The organism is Pseudomonas sp. GW456-L12 (genome assembly GCF_059424045.1).
Genome location: NZ_JBWKZA010000008.1, coordinates 72,836 through 92,518, shown reverse-complemented (window position 1 = coordinate 92,518; position 19,683 = coordinate 72,836). Strand labels below are relative to the sequence as shown.

17 protein-coding genes are annotated in these 19,683 nt (G+C 65.9%); 13 read left to right on the top strand and 4 right to left on the bottom strand.

The genetic code is table 11. The features are described from left to right. Nucleotides 1-85: 85 nt before the first annotated feature. From AC07Y9_RS12735 to AC07Y9_RS12715, 5 genes are all read left to right on the top strand, one after another. Nucleotides 86-442 carry a hypothetical protein gene (locus AC07Y9_RS12735; RefSeq protein WP_087091275.1) on the top strand — a complete coding sequence of 119 codons (357 nt, stop codon included), beginning with the start codon at nt 86-88 and terminating at the stop codon, nt 440-442. Between the two features lie 24 nt (nt 443-466). Then, nucleotides 467-607: a hypothetical protein gene (locus AC07Y9_RS12730; RefSeq protein ID WP_156376433.1), complete on the top strand. Its 141-nt coding sequence runs from the start codon at nt 467-469 to the stop codon at nt 605-607. 424 nt (nt 608-1,031) lie between these two features. After that, a complete protein-coding gene (locus tag AC07Y9_RS12725; protein WP_102678619.1) occupies nt 1,032-2,825 on the top strand; it encodes a DUF1302 domain-containing protein in 1,794 nt (597 codons plus the stop codon). 25 nt (nt 2,826-2,850) lie between these two features. Continuing rightward, the gene (locus AC07Y9_RS12720; RefSeq protein ID WP_102678618.1) at nt 2,851-4,218 is read left to right on the top strand and encodes a DUF1329 domain-containing protein; all 1,368 of its coding nucleotides are present in this window, start codon (nt 2,851-2,853) and stop codon (nt 4,216-4,218) included. 148 nt (nt 4,219-4,366) lie between these two features. After that, nucleotides 4,367-6,910 carry a LuxR C-terminal-related transcriptional regulator gene (locus AC07Y9_RS12715; protein ID WP_102678617.1) on the top strand — a complete coding sequence of 848 codons (2,544 nt, stop codon included), beginning with the start codon at nt 4,367-4,369 and terminating at the stop codon, nt 6,908-6,910. A gap of 196 nt (nt 6,911-7,106) precedes the next feature. Here the strand turns inward: AC07Y9_RS12715 and AC07Y9_RS12710 are convergent, their stop codons facing one another. Next, nucleotides 7,107-7,898 carry an IclR family transcriptional regulator gene (locus AC07Y9_RS12710; RefSeq protein WP_007930806.1) on the bottom strand — a complete coding sequence of 264 codons (792 nt, stop codon included), beginning with the start codon at nt 7,896-7,898 and terminating at the stop codon, nt 7,107-7,109. Nucleotides 7,899-8,064: 166 nt separating this feature from the next. Between AC07Y9_RS12710 and hmgA the strand changes: the two genes are divergently transcribed. The 4 genes from hmgA (at nt 8,065) to AC07Y9_RS12690 (ending at nt 12,932) form a co-directional block, all read left to right on the top strand. Further along, on the top strand, nt 8,065-9,369 hold the full coding sequence (hmgA, locus tag AC07Y9_RS12705; protein ID WP_102678616.1) for a homogentisate 1,2-dioxygenase: 1,305 nt from the start codon (nt 8,065-8,067) through the stop codon (nt 9,367-9,369). Between the two features lie 3 nt (nt 9,370-9,372). After that, complete coding sequence (gene fahA / locus AC07Y9_RS12700) at nt 9,373-10,677, top strand: fumarylacetoacetase (RefSeq protein ID WP_101336867.1); 1,305 nt, start codon at nt 9,373-9,375, stop codon at nt 10,675-10,677. 15 nt (nt 10,678-10,692) lie between these two features. Then, nucleotides 10,693-11,331 carry a maleylacetoacetate isomerase gene (gene maiA / locus AC07Y9_RS12695; protein WP_102678615.1) on the top strand — a complete coding sequence of 213 codons (639 nt, stop codon included), beginning with the start codon at nt 10,693-10,695 and terminating at the stop codon, nt 11,329-11,331. Between the two features lie 230 nt (nt 11,332-11,561). After that, complete coding sequence (locus AC07Y9_RS12690) at nt 11,562-12,932, top strand: MFS transporter (protein WP_087091282.1); 1,371 nt, start codon at nt 11,562-11,564, stop codon at nt 12,930-12,932. Between the two features lie 12 nt (nt 12,933-12,944). On the opposite strand, the gene AC07Y9_RS12685 is transcribed toward AC07Y9_RS12690, so the two are convergent. The 3 genes from AC07Y9_RS12685 to AC07Y9_RS12675 form a co-directional block, all read right to left on the bottom strand. After that, on the bottom strand, nt 12,945-13,412 hold the full coding sequence (locus AC07Y9_RS12685) for a GNAT family N-acetyltransferase (RefSeq protein ID WP_102678614.1): 468 nt from the start codon (nt 13,410-13,412) through the stop codon (nt 12,945-12,947). A 56-nt stretch (nt 13,413-13,468) separates the two neighbouring features. Then, nucleotides 13,469-14,281, bottom strand: a complete 813-nt coding sequence (locus AC07Y9_RS12680) for a class I SAM-dependent methyltransferase (protein ID WP_173679748.1) — start codon at nt 14,279-14,281, stop codon at nt 13,469-13,471. A gap of 69 nt (nt 14,282-14,350) precedes the next feature. Then, on the bottom strand, nt 14,351-15,154 hold the full coding sequence (locus tag AC07Y9_RS12675) for a SirB1 family protein (protein WP_009042234.1): 804 nt from the start codon (nt 15,152-15,154) through the stop codon (nt 14,351-14,353). Nucleotides 15,155-15,337: 183 nt separating this feature from the next. Here AC07Y9_RS12675 and AC07Y9_RS12670 point away from each other — a divergent pair, with 183 nt between their 5' ends. From AC07Y9_RS12670 to AC07Y9_RS12655, 4 genes are all read left to right on the top strand, one after another. Beyond that, nucleotides 15,338-16,357, top strand: coding sequence for a Leu/Phe/Val dehydrogenase (locus AC07Y9_RS12670; protein ID WP_007932382.1), 1,020 nt, complete (start codon nt 15,338-15,340; stop codon nt 16,355-16,357). A 99-nt stretch (nt 16,358-16,456) separates the two neighbouring features. Next, nucleotides 16,457-17,551, top strand: coding sequence for a pyruvate dehydrogenase (acetyl-transferring) E1 component subunit alpha (gene pdhA / locus AC07Y9_RS12665; RefSeq protein WP_102678612.1), 1,095 nt, complete (start codon nt 16,457-16,459; stop codon nt 17,549-17,551). After that, nucleotides 17,544-18,530, top strand: coding sequence for an alpha-ketoacid dehydrogenase subunit beta (locus AC07Y9_RS12660; protein WP_053259683.1), 987 nt, complete (start codon nt 17,544-17,546; stop codon nt 18,528-18,530). Before pdhA ends, AC07Y9_RS12660 begins: the two co-directional genes overlap by 8 nt. 10 nt (nt 18,531-18,540) lie before the next feature. Beyond that, complete coding sequence (locus AC07Y9_RS12655; protein WP_102678611.1) at nt 18,541-19,650, top strand: dihydrolipoamide acetyltransferase family protein; 1,110 nt, start codon at nt 18,541-18,543, stop codon at nt 19,648-19,650. Nucleotides 19,651-19,683 lie beyond the last annotated feature (33 nt).

Here is a 19,683-nt window from a genome sequence, read left to right as displayed (position 1 = left end):
CCCACAGCCGCGTCCTGCGCGGCTGTACTCCTTATGCGTGGGGCCCTATCCTCGACGAACATCGACCGCATAAGGAAGGCAGCCCATGTACGAATCAAAAAACCAGCCGCTGTTGTCGCACCTGCTGTTTCTGCGTCGCTTGTTCCTGCACGTCCTGGCCACCCTGGGCCTGATCGGTATCTCGCTGTTGCTGGGGATTGCCGGGCATCTGTATTTCGAGCCGGGCGTCAGCTGGGACGACGCCTTGTTCAATGCCGCGATGGTTCTTGGTGGCATCGGCCCCGCGGCCATGCCCGCCACGGCGGGGGGCAAGCTGTTCTTCGCCAGTTACGGCCTCTATACCAACCTGGTGTTCGTCGCCGCTTTCGGCCTGATCCTGGCGCCGGTGGCCCATCGCCTGTTGCATCGCTTCCACTGCGAACCCGATGAGCGCAAAGGCTGAAATGCCTCCTCTGTAGGAGCGAGCTTGCTCGCGAAGATCGTCAACGATGATGCAATGTGGCTGATGGAGCGCCGCTTTGCGGCTATCGCGAGCAAGCTCGTTCCTACAGAAAACCCCGGGCATAAAAAAGGCCGCTGCAAGGCAGCGGCCGAAGGAAGACGTTAGATCAAGGAGCAACAAATCAACGTCAGTGAACACCCGGTGAAGATCTGAATATCGTTGCTTCAAACCTTCTGAATCCTCTTGCCCCCAAGGTGGCGTGATCACACCTCTGGGCGACTCTGCGTGGCGGTTTGCCGTGAGAGCGAGGCCAGAATAAGGGCTGGCCGCGCAATGAAAAATAGCGATTGTGGACAAGGACTGTTACAGCCTGGGCAATAGTAGTGCACGCCGTGGGGACATGCCCTGCAAGGGCGCAATCCATCCACCTGATACCCGTCCATCCAGCCCGTCGATGCACCGCGCAAAGGCCCGGCTGGCGAGGGCATTCATCCTTTCGGGCGACAACGCGAATACCTCCTTGGTGCGCTTATCGCTCCTGTGCGCCGGCAGTAGGGTGAGGCCTTCTGTCACTCACCGGGGAAGACGCATGACAAAAACAACAATGCGCGCCATCTTCACACCGCGGGCGCTGGCCGTCGCGGTGGCCTTGGGGGGCTGCACCCAGGCGCAGGCCGTTTCATTCAACATCGGGGAGATCGAGGGGCAGTTCGATTCGTCGCTGTCCATCGGTGCCAGCTGGGGCATGCGCGATGCCGACAAGGACCTGGTGGGTGTGTCCAATGGCGGTCGCGGGCAGTCTTCCACCGGCGACGACGGGCGCCTGAATTTCAAGAAGGGCGAGACCTTCTCGAAGATATTCAAGGGCATCCACGACCTTGAACTGAAGTACGGCGACACCGGCGTCTTCGTCCGTGGCAAATACTGGTACGACTTCGAACTCAAGGACGAAGACCGCGAGTTCAAGCCCATCAGCGACCACAACCGCAAGGAGGGCGCCAAGTCGTCCGGCGGGCAGGTCCTCGATGCCTTCATCTATCACAACTACTCCATCGCCGACCTGCCGGGTACTGTGCGCGCCGGCAAGCAGGTGGTCAGCTGGGGCGAAAGCACCTTCATCGGCAACTCGATCAACAGCATCAACCCGATCGACGTCTCGGCGTTTCGCCGCCCGGGTGCCGAGATCAAGGAAGGCCTGATCCCGGTGAACATGCTGTTCGCTTCCCAGGGCCTGACCGACCAGTTGACCGTGGAGGGTTTCTATCAGCTGGAGTGGGACCAGACCGTGGTCGACAACTGCGGCACCTTCTTCGGCAACGACGTGGTGGCGGACGGCTGCACCACTGGCTACACCGTCGGCAGCCCGGCGATCCGCCCGCTGCAACCGATTGCCGCGGCGTTCGGCCAGGGCTTCACCGTGGCCCCCGAAGGCGTGGTGATCGGCCGCGCCGGCGACCGCGATGCCCGCGACTCCGGGCAGTGGGGCACCGCCTTGCGCTGGCTGGGCGACGACACCGAGTACGGCCTGTACTTCATGAACTACCACGCGCGCACCCCGACGGTTGGCACCATCACCGCCGGGAGCAGCACCCTGGCGAGCATTCCGGGGATCGTCAGCACCGCCAACCGCATCGCCCCGGGCACCGGTTCGGCCCTGGCCCAGAGCGTGATGCTCGGGCGCGGCCAGTACTACCTCGAGTACCCGGAAGACATCCGCCTGTACGGCGCCAGCTTCTCCACCACGCTGCCCACCGGCACCGCCTGGACCGGCGAGATCAGCTACCGGCCCAACGCCCCGGTGCAGATCAACACCAACGACCTGACCCTGGCCCTGGTCAACCCCATCGCCGGTGGCCTGGCGTCGCCGGTGCGGACCTCGGCGGGCGCCGACAACACCGGTTACCGGCGCAAGGAAATCACCCAGGTCCAGAGCACCCTGACCCAGTTCTTCGACCAGGTGCTGGGTGCCGACCGCCTGACCCTGGTGGGCGAGGCGGCGATCGTGCATGTCGGTGGCCTGGAGTCGAAAAGCCAGCTGCGCTACGGCCGCGATTCGGTCTACGGCCAGTACGGTTTCGGTGGCGATACCGACGGTTTCGTCACCGCCACGTCCTGGGGTTATCGCGCCCGGGCGATCCTCGATTACAACAACCTGATCGCCGGGATCAACCTCAAGCCCAACCTGTCCTGGTCCCACGACGTCAATGGCTACGGCCCCAATGGCCTGTTCAACGAAGGCGCCAAGGCGGTGAGCCTCGGGGTCGATGCCGACTACCGCAACACCTACACCGCCAGCCTCAGTTACACCGACTTTTTCGGCGGTGACTACAACACCCTCAAAGACCGCGACTTCCTCGCGTTGAGCTTCGGCGTGAACTTCTGATCCGGCCCTGAAGAAGGACAACTTTATGCGCAAGACGATTTTGCAATGCGGTGCCCTGGCCTTGACCCTGTTGGCGGTCAACGTGATGGCGGCGGTCACCCCGCAGGAAGCGGACAAGCTCGGCACCAGCCTGACCCCGCTCGGCGCGGAAAAGGCCGGCAATGCCGACGGCTCGATCCCGGCCTGGACCGGTGGTATCGGCAAGAACGCCGGGGCGGTGGATGCCAAGGGCTTCCTCGCCGACCCGTTCGCCAACGAGAAGCCGCTGTTCACCATCACCGCGGCCACTGTCGACAAGTACAAGGACAAGCTGTCCGACGGCCAGGTGGCGATGTTCAAGCGCTACCCGGAAACCTACAAGATCCCGGTCTACCCGACCCACCGCACGGTCGGCCTGCCGGCGGACATCTACGAGTCGGCCAAGCGCAGCGCGCTGAACGTCACCTCGATCAACGAAGGCAACGGCCTGGCCAATTTCACCGGCAACCGCTACTACGCCTTCCCGATTCCGAAGACCGGCGTGGAAGTGCTGTGGAACCACACCACCCGTTATCGCGGCGGCAACCTGCGCCGGATCATCACCCAGGCCACGCCGCAGACCAACGGCAGCTACACGCCGATCCGCTTCGAGGAAGAGGTGGCGGTGCCGCAGCAGATCCCTGACCTGGACCCGGAGAAAGGCGCCAACGTGCTGACCTTCTTCAAGCAGGCGGTGACCGCTCCGGCGCGCCTGGCCGGTAACGTGCTGCTGGTGCACGAAACCCTCGACCAAGTGAAGGAACCGCGCCTGGCGTGGATCTACAACGCCGGCCAGCGCCGTGTGCGCCGCGCCCCGCAAGTGGCCTACGACGGGCCGGGCACCGCCGCCGACGGCCTGCGCACCTCGGACAACTTCGACATGTTCTCCGGCGCGCCGGACCGCTACGACTGGAAGCTGGTGGGCAAGAAGGAGATGTACATCCCCTACAACAGCTACAAGCTGGATTCGCCGAGCCTCAAGTACGACGACATCATCAAGGCCGGGCATATCAACCAGGACCTGACCCGCTACGAGCTGCACCGGGTCTGGGAAGTGGTCGGCACGGTCAAGCCGAGCGAGCGGCATATATACGCCAAGCGCCACATGTACATCGACGAGGACAGCTGGCAGGTGGCGCTGGTGGACCACTACGACGGTCGCGGCCAGCTGTGGCGGGTGGCCGAAGGGCATGCGCAGTTCTATTACAACGCCCAGGTACCGGCCTACACCCTCGAAGCGCTGTACGACATCATCGCCGGGCGCTACCTCGCCCTGGGGATGAAGAACGAAGAGAAGCACAGCTTCGAGTTCGGTTTCGCCGCCAAGGCCGCCGACTACACTCCGGCCGCCCTGCGCGCAACCGGCGTTCGGTAAGGCCCGGGATACAAACGATGGCAAAAGGCGACCGATCGGTCGCCTTTTTTATGGGCGCGGATCAGCGCGCTGAATACTTCTCAACAAGCACCGGCGACAAGGCTAGGGTGGGGGCACGCAGGCTAAAACTATAAAAAGGCACGCCGCAATGACCGCCATGACTCCCTGTCCTGGATTCCTGCCCCGTTTGTCCTCCCATCACCTGTCCCGCAGCCGTTTGAGTGCCCCGCTCCTGGCATCGCCCGCCCGGGTGAAATTGCTTTGTGCGCCGGCTGGCAGCGGCAAGACGGCCCTGCTCGCCGAATGCCTGTTGCAGGCGCCGGCCGGGTGCCGGGTGTGCTGGTTGCCCCAGGCCGGGGCCGCGCAGACACCGCTGCAATTGTGCGGCGAGCTGGCGCGGGCGTTGGGCCTGGCCGTATCGGACGAGGCCGCCGTGCTGGACCATCTGGCGCAGGTGCAGAGCCCGACCTGGCTGTTCCTCGATGATTACTGCCGGGTCGCCGCGCCGCCGCTGGACCTGCTGCTCGACCGCCTGCTGGCGATCAGCAATCCGGCGCTGACCTGGTGGCTGGGCGGCCGCCGCCGGCCGCAATGCAACTGGCCGCGGCTGCTGCTCGACGACCAGCTCTACGAATGCACGGGGCCCGAGCTGGCGTTCACCCAGGAGGACATCGAGCGACTGCTGCAACAATTGCCGCAGCCTTTGTCGATCCACACCGCCAGCCGGATTTTCCAGCGCAGTGCCGGCTGGTGCGCCGGGGTGCGCATCGCCCTGCTCGAAGGCAGCGAGCTGGTGGCCACGCCATGCCGGCAGGGGCGGCCCAATACCCTGCTGGAATACCTGGAGCACGAACTGTTCAGCGTGTTGCCGGCGGAGCTGTCCGAGGTCTGGCATGTGCTGGCGCACCTGCCGCGCTTCAATGCCGCGTTGTGCGAACACTTGTTCGGCGCCGGGGAGGGGGCCCAGTACCTGCGGACATTGCAGGAACTGGGCTGCTTCATCGAACCCTGGGAGGCTGCGCCGGAGTGGCTGCAAGTGTTCTCGCCCCTGGCCCGGCTGATGCGCGACGAGCCCTGGCCGGCGGGACGCTCCTGGCATCGCCGCGCCTGCCAGTGGTTCGCCGCGCAGGAGGACTGGCAGGCGGCGTTCGAGCAGGCGTTGCTGGCGCAGGAATACGAAGTGGCGGTCAGCCTGTTGCAGCACTTCAGTTTCGAGCACCTGTTCGAGCAGCAGAATGTGGTGTTGCTGTTGCGTTTGCATGAGCAGCAGGGCGAGGAACTGCTGCTCGGCAGCCCGCAGTTGGTCGGGCTGTTGACGGCGGCCTTGCTGTTCGCCGGGCGTTTCGACCAGGCGCAACACTGCGTGGCGCAGATGGCGCGTTTCACGCCGCAGCCGACGGCCTCCGGGCAGCGGCAACTGGTGGCGCGCTGGCAGGCGCAGCAGGGCTGGCTGCTGCATCTGCAAGGGTTGATGGAACCGGCGCGGATGCATTTTCTCGAGGCGCTGAGCGAACTGCCGGCCCATGCCTGGCCGACCCGCCTGCTGTGCCTTTCGGGCCTGACCCAGCAGGCCTTGCTCAGGGGCGAACTGGACGTGGCGCAGATGCTCAACCGCGAGGCGCTGTGCCTGGCCCGGGCCCAGGGTTCATTGCTGTTCGAAGCGCTGTTGGAGCTGGACCATGCCCAACTGCTGGAGCAGCGTGGGGCGCCCCACAGGGCGCAGAGCCTGCTGGACGATGTGCAGCAATTGTTGAGTCGCCAGGCTTATCGGGTCGGCCCGCTGCTGGGTCGTATCGCCTTGCGCCAAGGGCGCCTGGCCTTGCGCCAGGGGCAGGCGGAACAGGCCGCCGGGCATTTCCAGAGCGGGCTCGAACGCTGTCTGCTCAGTCACGACAAGCGCGCCCTGTACGGGTTTCTCGGCCAGGCGTTCCTGGCCGCCAACCAGGGCGACTATGCCCACGCGTTTGTGCGCCTGCGCGATGCCGAGCGGCTGATGCAGCAACGGCAGATCCCGGACACGGTGTACCGCGCGGTGCTGCTGCAGGTCAGCAGCGTGTTCTGGTTGCAACAGGGGCGGCCGGAACTGGCCCAGGAGGCCTTGAGCCGGGTGCTGCGTCACTATCGCGGGCCCCAGGCGCGCCAGGCGCCACCGGCCACCCTCGAACTGATTCCGCGCATCGAGTACCTGCTGGTGCTGGCCGAGGTGTACCTGCAGCGTGCCGAGGCACCGGTGGCAAACTTGCAGCGCCTGCTCGAACAGGCCCGGCAACGGGGCATGCTGTGCCTGCAGACCGAGTTGCACCTGGCCCTGGCCGAGGTCGCTTTCCTGCTGGGGGATCGGGTGTTGTCCGCCCGTGCCTTGCAGGAGGGGCTGGAACTCGGTGCCCGGTGCAACCTGCACCAGGCGCTGCATGAGTTGCGTCTGCGTCAGCCGCGGATGTTTGACGTCCAGCCGGTGGCCGAACCCGATGCGCCTGTGCCGCTGCCGGCGGCAGGGGAGAGCCCGCTGAGCCAGCGGGAGCTGGAGGTGCTGCAACTGATCGCCCTGGGCAGTTCCAACCAGCAGATCGCCGAGCAATTGTTCATTTCCCTGCACACGGTGAAGACCCATGCGCGGCGCATTCACAGCAAGCTCGGGGTGGAGCGCCGCACCCAGGCCGTGGCCAAGGCCAAGACGTTGGGATTGATGTAGTGGTCGAACAAATATCAGGGCCGCCAACCTGACAACGCGGCCTCCCGCCAAAACGCGCGGCCCGCTTTGACGACGGCTACGCCGCCGATCGCAGCCTCCGGCAGCGGCTACAGAGGTCGGGGTTGTTGTAGCCGCTGGCGCAGCCTGCGATCGGTCGCGCAGCGGCCGCAAAGCTGACGGTTGGATGGATCCGCGTCTAGGGCTGGTAACCCATGCGCCAGCTCACCGCCTGGGACGCGGCCAGCAGGCGTTGCGCCGCCGGGCCGTTTTCGTCGGCGTGGAACAGCGAGGTCGGGCCGACCACCGTCAGCACGGCGGCGACCTTGCCGGTGGCGTCGAACACCGGTGCCGACAAGGCATCCACGCCGGGCATCAGCAGGCCGTGCACATGGTGCAGGCCGCGCTGGCGGATCTGCTCGCACAGGGCGGCATAGGCCTGCTCGTCCGCCAGCGCATGGGGCGCGTGGGCCTTGAGTTCCTGCTCGCGCAAATCGACGGTTTCGCGATTCGGCAGGTAGGCGCCGAACACCAGCCCGGTGGACGAGCTGAGCAAGGGCAGCACCGAACCCAGTTGGGTCACCACCGTCACCGCGCGCACGGCCGGTTCGATATGCACCACGGTCGCGCCCTGGTTGCCCCATACCGCGAGGAAGCAGGTCTCGTTCAATTCATCGCGCAGCTCGGCCAGGGGCAGGGCGGCGACCTTCAGTACATCCATGCTGCCCAGCGCGGCCATGCCGACCCGCAAGGCCTCGCGGCCCAGGCCATAGTGGTTGGTGGCGGTGTTCTGTTCGGCGAAGCCGCTGGCGATCAGCGCCTGCAGGTAACGGTGAACCTTGCTCGCCGGCATCTGCACATGTTCGGCCAGGCGCGACAGCGAGGTCGCCGGCGACAGCTCGGCCAGGGCCTTGAGGATGTCGGTGCCGACCTCGGCCGAGCGGACTTTCTGTTTACCGTTGCTGTCGCTGGTGCTGCGCGGCTTTTCCATGGAGGCGGTGTGATCCCGGGACGAATGGGCGTCTTTATAGCTTGACGGTCAATACCAATCAAATTACGTTATCCGTAATTGGATTACGATAAAAATAACGCAGGCGTGCCGAGAGCTCTCTCCATGGAGTCGCAGGCCGCTGCCAACTCCACTTCCAGGAGGCTCCATGAACCTCGATTCCACGGCGTCCGGGCTTGCGTACCAGTCGGGCTTCGGCAACCAGTTTTCCAGCGAGGCCCTGCCAGGCGCCTTGCCCGTCGGCCAGAACTCCCCGCAAAAAGCCCCCTACGGTCTCTACACCGAACTCTTCTCCGGCACGGCCTTCACCATGGTCCGCAGCGAAGCGCGGCGCACCTGGATGTACCGCATCCAGCCATCGGCCAACCACCCGGCCTTCGCCAAGCTGGATCGCCAGCTGGCGGGCGGGCCGCTGGGCGAGATCACGCCCAACCGGTTGCGCTGGAACCCGCTGGATATTCCGAGTGAGCCGACCGACTTCATCGACGGCCTGGTGAACATGGTCGCCAACTCGGCAGCGCAGAAACCGGCCGGGATCAGCATCTACACCTACCGCGCCAACCGCTCCATGGAGCGGGTGTTCTTCAACGCCGACGGCGAGTTGCTGCTGGTGCCCGAACAGGGTCGCCTGCGCATCGCCACCGAGCTTGGGGTGCTGGAAGTCGAACCGCTGGAGATCGCGGTATTGCCCCGCGGCCTGAAGTTCCGCGTCGAACTGCTGGACCCGCAGGCGCGCGGCTATATAGCCGAAAACCACGGCGCGCCCCTGCGCCTGCCCGACCTGGGGCCGATCGGCAGCAACGGCCTGGCCAACCCGCGGGACTTCCTGACCCCGGTCGCCCACTACGAAGACCTCAAGCAGCCGACGACCCTGGTGCAGAAATTCCTCGGCGAGCTGTGGGGCTGCGAGCTGGATCATTCGCCGCTGAACGTGGTGGCCTGGCACGGCAACAACGTGCCGTACAAATATGACCTGCGCCGTTTCAACACCATCGGCACCGTCAGCTTCGATCACCCGGACCCATCGATTTTCACCGTGCTGACCTCGCCCACCAGCGTGCACGGCCTGGCCAACCTGGACCTCGTGATCTTCCCTCCGCGCTGGATGGTGGCCGAGAACACCTTCCGTCCGCCGTGGTTCCACCGCAACCTGATGAACGAATACATGGGCCTGATCCAGGGCGCCTACGATGCCAAGGCCGAAGGTTTCGTACCCGGCGGCGCTTCGCTGCACAGCTGCATGAGCGCCCACGGCCCGGATGGCGAAAGCTGCACCAAGGCCATCAACGCCGAGCTGCAACCGGCCAAGATCGACAACACCATGGCCTTCATGTTCGAGACCAGCCAGGTGCTGCGTCCGAGCCAGTTCGCCCTGGAGTGCCCGCAATTGCAGAACGACTACGATGCTTGCTGGGCCTCGCTGCCCGCCACCTTCAACCCGAATCGGAAATAACCCATGAATCAGCCAACCATCACCCGCAGCTGGGTTGCCTCCGCCAACGACCATGCCGACTTCCCGCTGCAGAACCTGCCGCTGGGGGTGTTCAGCCACAAGGGTTCGGCGCCGCGCAGCGGCGTGGCCATCGGCGAGCACATCTTCGACCTGGAAGCGGCGCTCGACGCCGGGCTGTTCGAGGGCCCGGCCAAGGCCGCGGTGGATGCCACCCGTGGCGGCCAGTTGAATGCCTTTTTCGAACTGGGCCGCCCGGCCCGCGTGGCCCTGCGCGAGCGCCTGCTGGAATTGCTCGGTGAAGGCAGCAGCCTGCGTGGCAAGGTCGAGGCCCAGGGCGCGAAACTGCTGCCCCTGGCCGCCGATTGCCAGATGCACCTGCCGGCAAGGATCAATGACTACACCGACTTCTATGTCGGCATCGAGCACGCGCAGAACGTCGGCAAGCTGTTTCGCCCGGACAACCCGTTGCTGCCGAACTACAAATACGTGCCGATCGGTTACCACGGCCGCGCTTCCACCATCCGTACTTCCGGTGCCGACGTACGCCGGCCCAAGGGCCAGACCCTGCCCGCCGGCCAGAGCGAGCCGACCTTCGGCCCATGCGCGCGGCTGGACTACGAACTGGAGCTGGGCATCTGGATCGGCCAGGGCAATGAGCTGGGCGAGCCGATCGCCATTGGCGACGCTGCCGAGCACATCGCCGGCTTCTGCCTGCTCAACGACTGGTCGGCGCGGGATATCCAGGCCTGGGAATACCAGCCGCTGGGCCCGTTCCTGTCGAAAAGCTTCATCACCAGCATCTCGCCCTGGGTGGTGACGGCCGAAGCCCTGGAGCCGTTCCGCCGTGCCCAGACGCCACGTCCCGAAGGCGACCCGCAGCCGCTGCCGTATCTGCTGGACAAGCGCGACCAGGCCGCCGGTGGTTTCGACATCGAGCTGGAAGTGCTGCTGCTCACCGAAGCGATGCGCGAGCAAGGTCTGCCGGCCCACCGCCTGACCCTGAGCAACACCCAGTACATGTACTGGACCGTGGCGCAGATGGTCGCTCACCACAGCGTCAACGGCTGCCAGTTGCAGGCCGGCGACCTGTTCGGTTCGGGCACCCTGTCGGGCCCGCAAAGCAACCAGTTCGGCAGCCTGCTGGAAATCACCGAAGGCGGTAAGAAACCGATCGAACTGGCGTCCGGCGAAGTGCGTAAATTTCTTGAGGACGGCGACGAAATCATCCTGCGCGGCCGCTGCCGCCGCGAGGGTTTCGCGTCCATCGGTTTCGGCGAATGCCGCGGTAAAGTCCTGCCTTCCCGTTAAGAAGAGGTGCGCGTTATGGAGCTCTATACCTACTACCGTTCGACCGCGTCCTACCGGGTGCGCATCGCGCTGGCGCTCAAGGGCCTGGACTACCAGGCGCTGCCGGTCAACCTGCTGGCGGCCGGCGGCGGTGCGAACCGCCAGCCGCAATACCTGCAGATCAACCCGCAAGGCCGCGTGCCGGCCTTGCGCACCGACGACGGCGAGCTGCTGATCCAGTCGCTGGCCATCGTCGAATACCTGGAAGAACGTTATCCACAGGTGCCGCTGCTCTCCCAGGAGCTGGCGGCCCGCGCCCATGAACGGGCGGTGGCGTTGCTGATCGGCTGCGATATTCATCCGCTGCACAACTCCAGCACGCAGAACCTGCTGCGCCAGTGGGGCTACGATGAGGCACGGGTGCTGGACTGGATCGGCCACTGGATCAGCACCGGCCTGGCGGCGGTCGAGCAGTTGATCGGCGAGCAGGGGTATTGCTTCGGCGAGCAACCGGGGCTGGCCGACACCTTCCTGATTCCCCAGTTGTACGCGGCCGAGCGCTTCAAGGTGCCATTGGACGCCTACCCGCGGATTCGCCGGGTCGCCGCCCTGGCCGCCGAACATTCGGCGTTCCAGAAGGCCCATCCGGCCAACCAGCCCGATACGCCCGCTTGACCTGTGTAGCCGCTGCCGCAGGCTGCGATCGACCGGAACGGTCGCGAAGATCTCAGGATCGCTGAAGGCCTTCGGCCTTATCGCAGCCTGCGGCAGCGGCTACAGGAGACAGGTCTGCGGGAGCAGTTTGCTCCCGCGCCTGAAGATGTACACAAGACCGATCCTTGCCGCCCAAGAGCAATGACGGTCTGCCGGCTCCCATAACCATAAAAAACAGCAGGTACCTTGCGATGCACAATCAGATTGCCAGCTTCCGGGCGGCCCTCGACGCCCGTCCGGTGTCGCGTTATCAGTGGTTGCTTCTTCTGCTCCTGGCCCTGTTGCTGGTCACCGACGGCTACGACGCCCAGGTGCTGGGTTATGTGGTGCCGGCCCTGGCCCAGGATTGGGGCCTGGAAAAGGCCGCGTTCGGTCCGGTGTTCAGTGCCAACCTGCTGGGCCTGACCCTGGGCTCGCTGGCGGTGACGCCGCTGGCGGACCGGTTTGGCGTGCGGCGGATTCTGCTGGCCTGCGTGCTGATCTACGCCAGCCTCACGGTGATGATGGTGTTCGCCGATTCGCTGAACAGCCTGATGGTCGCGCGTTTTATCTGCGGCATCGGCATGGGCGGGGCGATGCCCAGCGCCATGGCGCTGATGTCGGAATATTCGCCGCCGCGCCTGCGTACCCTGATGGTGACCCTGGCCGCCTGCGGTTTCTCTTTCGGCGGCGCGGCCGGCGGTTTTGTCGCCGCGGGCTTCATCGACCGCTTCGGCTGGCAGGCGGTGTTCCTCGCCGGCGGTGTCACGCCGTTGCTGCTGTTTCCCTTCCTGGCCTGGTTCCTCCCCGAATCGTTGCCGCGCCTGCTGCGCGATCAGCCGCCTTATGCGCGCCTGCGCAGGGTCACCGCGCGCATGCTGCCGGACTGGCAACCACCGGCCGCCTCGGCCGCGCAGAACCAAGCCGAGCAGGGCAGCAAGCTCACGGTGATCGAGCTGTTCCGCCACGGTTATGCGCGCCCGACGCTGCTGATCTGGTCGACCTTTTTCGTCAGCCTGATCCTGCTGTATTTCATGATCAGCTGGTTGCCGTCGCTGCTGCTGGAAAGTGGCCTGGGGTTGAACGAAGCGAACCTGGTGACCTCGATGTTCCTGTTCGCCGGCACCCTGGGGGCGATCTGCATGGCCTGGTTCGCCGACCGCCTGCAACGCAAGGTACGGCTGCTCTCGGCGGTGCTGGCCGGGGCGGCGCTGTGTACCCTGCTGTTGGGCCTGAACCACGACAACCCGCGTTACCTGGTGGCCTTCGTCTTCGCCGCCGGCTTCTGCATCATCGGCGGCCAACTGACCCTCAACGCCTTCGCTAGCAACTTCTACCCGGCCCATGTCCGCGCCACCGGCACCGGCTGGGCCCTGGGCGTCGGTCGCTTCGGCTCGATCCTCGGCCCGCTGTTCGGCAGCCTGCTGCTGGCAATGCACATCCCGGTGCAGCAGATCTTTTTCTTCTGCGCGATTCCGGCGGTGATTGCGGCGCTGCTGATCATCCAGGTGCGCTCGCCGTCCGAGGCTTCTTCGGCAGGCGCGGAGCCTGCCCCAGAACTGCAGGCGCCGCTCAAACCCTGAAGGTGTACGGGCTCAGCGTGCCAGATGCTTGATCATCGGCACGCAGGCCAGGGTCAGGCCCCGGGGCGAATGGTACTGGGCAACCTGCTCGCCGACGAAGCCGCAGTGGCGATAGAAGTCTGCGGCGTTCAGGGTCGAGTCCAGGATCAGGTGCGGCAGGCCGGCCTGCAGTGCCAGCTGTTCGAGATAGTCGATCATCTGCCGGCCGATCCCGCGGCCCATGTACGCCGGATCGACAAACACCGCATCGACCTGCCCCGACTCCGGATCGAGCATGCCGCTGGCGGCGATCTGGCCGTCGATGACGGCTACGTGCCCGGTCTTCTCCAGGACTTCGATGAAGTAGTCCCCCAGGCTGCCGGCGGTCCAGACCTGCAGGTCGGCGGCGGGGTAATGGCCGCTGCACTGCTGGTTGATGGCTCGGTTGCGAATGACGAAGACGCGTTGCGCGTCGTCGCCATGAGCTTTTCTGATCAGCATGCTGTGCCCATTCCCTGGTGTGAGCCGAGCATCCTGCCAGAGCCCGGGCGGGGCTGTCATGCCGCCCTGGCCTGGATCAGCAGCAACCCCCAGCCGGTCAGCAGCGTGCCGTCTGCCCGTAGCAAGGGTTGTGTGGCCGTGCGCAGTTCGCTCTTCATCAACGCGCGATTGGCGGGTGTCAGGCGATCCAGGTCGTAGGTTTCTCCCAACGAGTCCCAGAGTTCCTCGAAGGTGGGCGTCCACTCAAGGTCCAGTTCCTCGAAGTGCAGCGAGGTGAAGCTGTGGCCCAACAGCTCCCGCCATCCACGCTGTGACTGAGTACGGGGATCCACCAGGGGCAGGGGACGGAGCTGATCGCGTCGGGCGGCGGCGCGAAAGGCCTGCAAGTAGTGCTGGCCCGGCTCGCCCAACAGAAAGGCCCGGCCGACGATGGCCGAGAGTTGCCCACCCTTGGCCAGGACTCGATGGATCTCCCCAAGCACCTGTTCGATATCGCTCATCAGCATCAGGGCCAGGTGCGATACCACGGCATCGATGCTGCCGGTGGCAATCGACAGGCACTGGGCCCGCTCATTGAGCAGCACACTGCGGTTCGCGAGGCGGGTGCGGGCTGCCTGCAGTTCGGTCGCGCTCATGTCCACGCCGGTCAACCGGGCTTCGGGATATTCCCTGGCCAGCAGATCCAGCAGGAACCCGTCGCCGCAGCCCAGGTCCAGCACCCGGGCTCCGGGCTGAGCGGTGGCGAGCGTGGCTGCCAGCATCTCGTAGGATGAACCGCGCCCTGGCAGGCTCAGCCCGGAAAAGGCCGGCGGCGTGGTGCCGGGGCGACGTTGGTGAAAGTCCTGAAGAAAGCGTTCGGCGCTGTTCATGCTGTTCATCCTTGAAGCAAACGGAGAGTTGTCGCCGGGGCATTGTGGCATGGGAGGCAGAGCGCCCCATCAGTGGACGATGGTATTGGGCGGCAGGTGCCCCAGGCGTTCGGTCAGGCGCAGGCGCTGGATCGGGTCTTCGCTGAGCAGCAGGGCGTGCTCCAGGTCGAAGCGTTCGGCGTTGGGGCAGTCCAGGTGCTGGTAGAGGCTGGCGCGGGCCAGGTAGTCGGAGGCGCTGCCATTGCCCAGTTCCAGGACCCGCTCGGCATCGATCAATGCGTTGAGGTGATCGTCGTGGCTCAGGTGCAACTGGCGCAGGTTGCGCGACAGGCGCTGGAGCATTTGCTGCGGGCTGGCCGTGGCCAGGTGCTCGGCGGCCAGCTTGATGTTCGGTCCGTACTGGCGCTCCAGCAGTTCACGGCAGTCGTTGGGGTACAGGCGGCGCCCGCCGCAAGGGTCGAGCAGGTGATCGGCACCGGGCACGCGCAATAGAAAGTGCCCGGGGAAGTTGACCCCGACCATGGGGATCTCCAGGCGCCGCGCCAGCTCCAGGGCGATCAGCCCCAGCGCCAGCGGTTGCCCGCGCCGGGTGTGCAGCACCTTGTCCAGCAGCGCCGCCTGCGGGCGCAGCGGCAGGAACTCGTCCTGCTGGAAGCCCAGGTCGTTCATGCGCCGCAGCAGCGGCTGGCCCAGTTCGCTGACCGGCAGCAGCGGCAAGCCTGCGCTGACCCGCTGTTGCAGCTCCTTGAAGTCCTGTAGCAACTGCTCGGGCGCCACCTCTTTGTCGTGCTCGGCGGCGATCCACAGCGCCGCCTCGAAAAGGGCGGGCGGGGACTGTTGCAGGCAGGCGAAAAAAGCTTGACGCGGGTTCATCGAAATCTCCGGCGAATGCCTCGTTTTAGCCCCGTCGCGGGCGTTCGTCCAGTGCCGCACACATGCCGTAGCAGGTTATTTCCTAAAGCCCGGAAAGGCACCGGGCTTATTCCCGCGCGCTCCAGCAATTTTCATGCACAAGCCTATACTGGCGACTACAAGAAGTGATTCGGGAGCCCGACGATGTTCGCTCTCATGCAAAGCACTCGCCTTGAATCGCTGCACCTGAGCGTTGACCCGGCCACCGGGTTGAAGGCGGTGATTGCCATTCATAGCAGCCGCCTGGGGCCTGCCTTGGGAGGCTGTCGTTACCTTGCCTACCCCGACGACGAAAGTGCCGTGGTCGATGCCGTGCGCCTGGCCCAAGGCATGAGCTACAAGGCCGCCCTGGCCGGCTTGCCCCATGGTGGCGGCAAGGCGGTCATCATCCGTCCGCCACACGTCGAAAGCCGCGCCGCCTTGTTCGAAGCCTTCGGGCGCTGCGTCGAGCAACTCGATGGCCGCTACATCACCGCCATCGACAGCGGCACCTCGGTCGCCGACATGGACTGCATCGCCCAAACCACCCAGCACGTCACCAGCACCACCGCCTCCGGCGATCCGGCACCGCATGCCGCCATGGGGGTGTTCGCCGGCATCCGCGCCACCGCCATGGCGCGCCTGGGCAGCGACAACCTCGAAGGCTTGCGGGTGGCGATCCAGGGCCTTGGCAATGTCGGCTTCGCCCTCGCCGAGCAACTGCATGCCGCGGGCGCCGAACTGCTGGTCAGCGATATCGATTCCGGCAAGGTGCAACTGGCCATGGAGCAACTGGGCGCCCATCCGATCGCCAACGAAGCCTTGCTCAGCACCCCGTGCGACATCCTCGCGCCCTGCGGGCTGGGCGGCGTGCTCAACAGCCACAGCGTGGCGCAACTGCGCTGCTCGGCGGTGGCCGGTTCGGCCAACAACCAGCTGACCAACCTGCAGGTCGCCGACCAGCTGGAAAACCGCGGCATCCTCTACGCGCCGGATTACGTGATCAACGCCGGCGGGCTGATCTACGTTTCGCTCAAGCATCGCGGTGAAGACCTGGCGACCATCACCGCCCACCTGTCGAAGATCAGCCAGCGGCTCACCGAAGTCTTCGCCCATGCCCAGGCTGAAAAGCGCTCCCCGGCGCGGGTGGCCGACGACTTGGCGGAGCGTGTGCTGTACCGCTAGGCGCGAGGGCCCTACCCGGCCATTTCGCCCTGTAGGCCCCGCGCCACAAGCGCGAGGCGCAACGACTGCACGCTGACCCGGCGTGCCAGGAGCCATGTGATGCCGCACAAGGTTGCACTTCCCTATACCCGCTATTTGTCCCCGGACGGCCAGTTGCTCGGCGACCTGCCGGCCTGGGCCGACGACTTCAATCTGCTGACCCGGCTCTACCGGCAGATGGTCCTGACCCGCCTGTTCGACCAGAAAGCCGTGGCCCTGCAACGCACCGGACGCATCGGCACCTATGCGCCGACCCTCGGCCAGGAAGCCATTGGCGTGGCCATCGGCAGCCTGATGCAGCCCGAAGACGTGCTGGTGCCCTATTACCGCGACACCGCCGTGCAACTGATGCGCGGGGTGCGCATGGAAGAGATCCTGCTGTACTGGGGCGGCGACGAGCGCGGCAGTGATTTCGCCGACCCGGCGGTGGCCGAGGATTTCCCGATCTGTGTGCCGATCGCCACCCAGGCCCTGCATGCCTGCGGCGTGGCCAGCGCATTCAAGATCCGTGGCGAGCACCGGGTGGTGGTGACCACCTGTGGCGACGGCGCCACCAGCAAGGGCGACTTCCTCGAAGCCCTCAACGTGGCGGGCACCTGGCAGTTGCCGGTGGTGTTCGTGGTCAACAACAACCAGTGGGCGATCTCGGTGCCACGGCGCATCCAGTGCGGCGCGCCGACCCTGGCACAGAAGGCCATCGGCGCCGGCTTCCACGGCGAGCAGGTCGATGGCAACGACATGCTCGCGGTGTACGACCGGGTGCGGGCAGCCCTGGAACGTGCCCGGCATGGCAAGGGACCGGTGCTGCTGGAGTGCCTGAGCTATCGCCTGGGCGACCACACCACCGCCGACGATGCCACGCGCTATCGGGCCGCGGATGAGGTCAAGCAGGCCTGGCTGGAAGAACCGGTCAAACGCCTGCAACGCTTCATGGTCGGGCAGGGCGTCTGGGACGGAAACCGCGAGCAGGCGCTGATGGTGGAATGCCAGGCGCTGGTGCAGCGTGCTGTGGATAACTTCGAGGCGGCGGGCACCCAGGCCCCCGAGTCGGTACTGGACTACGTCTACGCACAGTGGCCGGCGGCCCTGGCCGAACAGCGCGAGGTGTTCCTCGAACGGCTGGCGCGGCGTGCGGGAGGTGCGGACCATGAGTAACGGCACATTCAGCCTGCTGGAAGCGGTGAACCTGGCGTTGCACCGGGCCATGGCCGAGGACGAGAACGTGATTGTCCTGGGTGAGGACGTCGGTGTGAACGGCGGGGTGTTCCGCGCCACCCTGGGGCTGCGCGACAGTTTTGGCTTCAAGCGGGTGATCGATTCGCCGCTGGCGGAAACCATGCTCGGCGGGCTGGTGGTGGGCATGGCCGCCCAAGGCCTGAAGCCGGTGGTGGAAATCCAGTTCATGGGCTTTATTTACGCGACTATGGAGCACCTGGTGTCCCACGCCAGCCGCATGCGCAACCGCACCCGCGGACGCATCACCTGCCCGATGGTGTTGCGCACGCCCATGGGCGCGGGCATTCGCGCACCGGAACATCACAGTGAAAGCACCGAAGCGTTGTTCGCCCACATTCCGGGGCTGCGGGTGCTGGTGCCGTCCTCGCCGGCGCGGGCCTACGGCCTGCTGCTGGCGGCCATCGACGACCCCGACCCGGTGCTGTTCCTCGAGCCAACCCGCCTCTACCGCATGAACCCGCAACCGCTGGTGGACGACGGCAAGCGCCTGCCGCTGGACAGTTGCTTCACCCTGCGCGAAGGCAGCGACATCACCCTGGTCAGCTGGGGCGCGAGCATCGTCGAGACCCTGCAGGCCGCCAGCGCGCTGGCCGAGCAGGGCGTGTCGGCAGAGGTGATCGACGTCGCCTGCATCAAGCCGCTGGACCTCGACACCCTGGAAGCCTCGGTGCGCAAGACCGGGCGCTGCGTGATCGTGCACGAGGCGCCACGCACCTGCGGCGTCGGCGCGGAAATCGCCGCCAGCCTCTACGAGCGGGTGTTGCTGGAATTGCAGGCGCCGATCCTGCGGGTCACCGCGCCGGACATTCCACCGCCGCTGTATCGCCTGGAGTCGCTGTACATCCCCGGCGTCGAAGACATTCTTCACGCCTGCGACAGCACCCTGAACTTCGCCTGAGGAGGCTGCGATGAAATATTTCAAACTGCCTGATCTGGGCGAAGGCCTGCAGGAAGCGGAGATTGTCGAATGGCACGTCAGGGCCGGCGATGCGGTCAAGGCCGATCAGTTGCTGGTGTCGGTGGAAACCGCCAAGGCCCTGGTGGACATTCCCGCGCCCTATGACGGCGTGGTGGCGAAAACCTATGGCGCGCCGGGTGACATCCTGCATGTCGGCGAACCCTTGCTCGGCTACGAAGGCGAGGCGGATGCCGGCACCGTGGTCGGGCGCCTCGAAGGTGGCGGGGCCAGCCAGGAAGACCGGTTTTTTGTCGGCGCCGCGCCCTCGACCCGCGAGCATATGGCAGTCCGCGCCACGCCAGCGGTGCGCCAAATGGCCCGGCAACTGGGCGTGGACGTGAATGCCTTGAGCGGGTCGGCCAAGGATGGGCTGATCAGCCGCGGCGATGTGGAAAACGCCGCGGAGCAGGAACGGGAGCGGTTCGGCGGTGACCGGCTGCGCGGGGTACGTCGGAGCATGGCGCTGAACATGGCCCGCTCCCATGCCGAGGTGGTGCCGGTGACGATTTACGGCGATGCTGACCTGCACCGCTGGGGCCAGGCCCGCGATCCGCTGATCCGCCTGGCCAAGGCGCTGGCGGCGGCCTGCGCGGTGGAGCCGGTGCTCAACAGCGCGTTCGATGGCAAGAGCCTGTCGATCAAGCAGCACCAGCACCTCGACCTGGGCATTGCCGTGGACACCCCCGATGGCCTGTTCGTGCCGGTGCTGCGCAATGTCGGCCAGCGCGACGCGGCGGACCTCAAGGCCGGGGTGACGCGCTTGCGCGCCGACGTGCAGGCACGCTCGATCCCACCCCAGGAGATGATGGGCGCGACCCTGACCCTGTCCAACTTCGGCACCCTGTTTGGCCGTTACGCCAACCCGGTGGTGGTGCCGCCGCAAGTGGCGATCCTCGCCGCCGGGGTGATCCGCGACGAACCGGTGGCCCTGAACGGCGCGGTGGTGGTGCATCCGCTGCTGCCGCTGTCCCTGACCTTCGATCATCGGGTGGTCACCGGCGGCGAGGCGGCGCGGTTTTTCAAGGCGCTGGTAGAGGCGCTGGAGCAACCTGAGCTTTAGTTTTCCACAGGCATGAAAAAGGCCCTGGGCGCA

What these genes read in the sequence shown, in the direction of transcription:
- AC07Y9_RS12735 (WP_087091275.1), top strand. Translation starts at nt 86, where the DNA reads ATGTACGAATCAAAAAACCAGCCGCTGTTGTCGCACCTGCTGTTTCTG.
- AC07Y9_RS12725 (WP_102678619.1), top strand. Translation starts at nt 1,032, where the DNA reads ATGACAAAAACAACAATGCGCGCCATCTTCACACCGCGGGCGCTGGCC.
- AC07Y9_RS12720 (WP_102678618.1), top strand. Translation starts at nt 2,851, where the DNA reads ATGCGCAAGACGATTTTGCAATGCGGTGCCCTGGCCTTGACCCTGTTG.
- AC07Y9_RS12715 (WP_102678617.1), top strand. Translation starts at nt 4,367, where the DNA reads ATGACCGCCATGACTCCCTGTCCTGGATTCCTGCCCCGTTTGTCCTCC.
- AC07Y9_RS12710 (WP_007930806.1), bottom strand. Translation starts at nt 7,898, where the DNA reads ATGGAAAAGCCGCGCAGCACCAGCGACAGCAACGGTAAACAGAAAGTC.
- hmgA (WP_102678616.1), top strand. Translation starts at nt 8,065, where the DNA reads ATGAACCTCGATTCCACGGCGTCCGGGCTTGCGTACCAGTCGGGCTTC.
- fahA (WP_101336867.1), top strand. Translation starts at nt 9,373, where the DNA reads ATGAATCAGCCAACCATCACCCGCAGCTGGGTTGCCTCCGCCAACGAC.
- maiA (WP_102678615.1), top strand. Translation starts at nt 10,693, where the DNA reads ATGGAGCTCTATACCTACTACCGTTCGACCGCGTCCTACCGGGTGCGC.
- AC07Y9_RS12690 (WP_087091282.1), top strand. Translation starts at nt 11,562, where the DNA reads ATGCACAATCAGATTGCCAGCTTCCGGGCGGCCCTCGACGCCCGTCCG.
- AC07Y9_RS12685 (WP_102678614.1), bottom strand. Translation starts at nt 13,412, where the DNA reads ATGCTGATCAGAAAAGCTCATGGCGACGACGCGCAACGCGTCTTCGTC.
- AC07Y9_RS12680 (WP_173679748.1), bottom strand. Translation starts at nt 14,281, where the DNA reads ATGAACAGCGCCGAACGCTTTCTTCAGGACTTTCACCAACGTCGCCCC.
- AC07Y9_RS12675 (WP_009042234.1), bottom strand. Translation starts at nt 15,154, where the DNA reads ATGAACCCGCGTCAAGCTTTTTTCGCCTGCCTGCAACAGTCCCCGCCC.
- AC07Y9_RS12670 (WP_007932382.1), top strand. Translation starts at nt 15,338, where the DNA reads ATGTTCGCTCTCATGCAAAGCACTCGCCTTGAATCGCTGCACCTGAGC.
- pdhA (WP_102678612.1), top strand. Translation starts at nt 16,457, where the DNA reads ATGCCGCACAAGGTTGCACTTCCCTATACCCGCTATTTGTCCCCGGAC.
- AC07Y9_RS12660 (WP_053259683.1), top strand. Translation starts at nt 17,544, where the DNA reads ATGAGTAACGGCACATTCAGCCTGCTGGAAGCGGTGAACCTGGCGTTG.
- AC07Y9_RS12655 (WP_102678611.1), top strand. Translation starts at nt 18,541, where the DNA reads ATGAAATATTTCAAACTGCCTGATCTGGGCGAAGGCCTGCAGGAAGCG.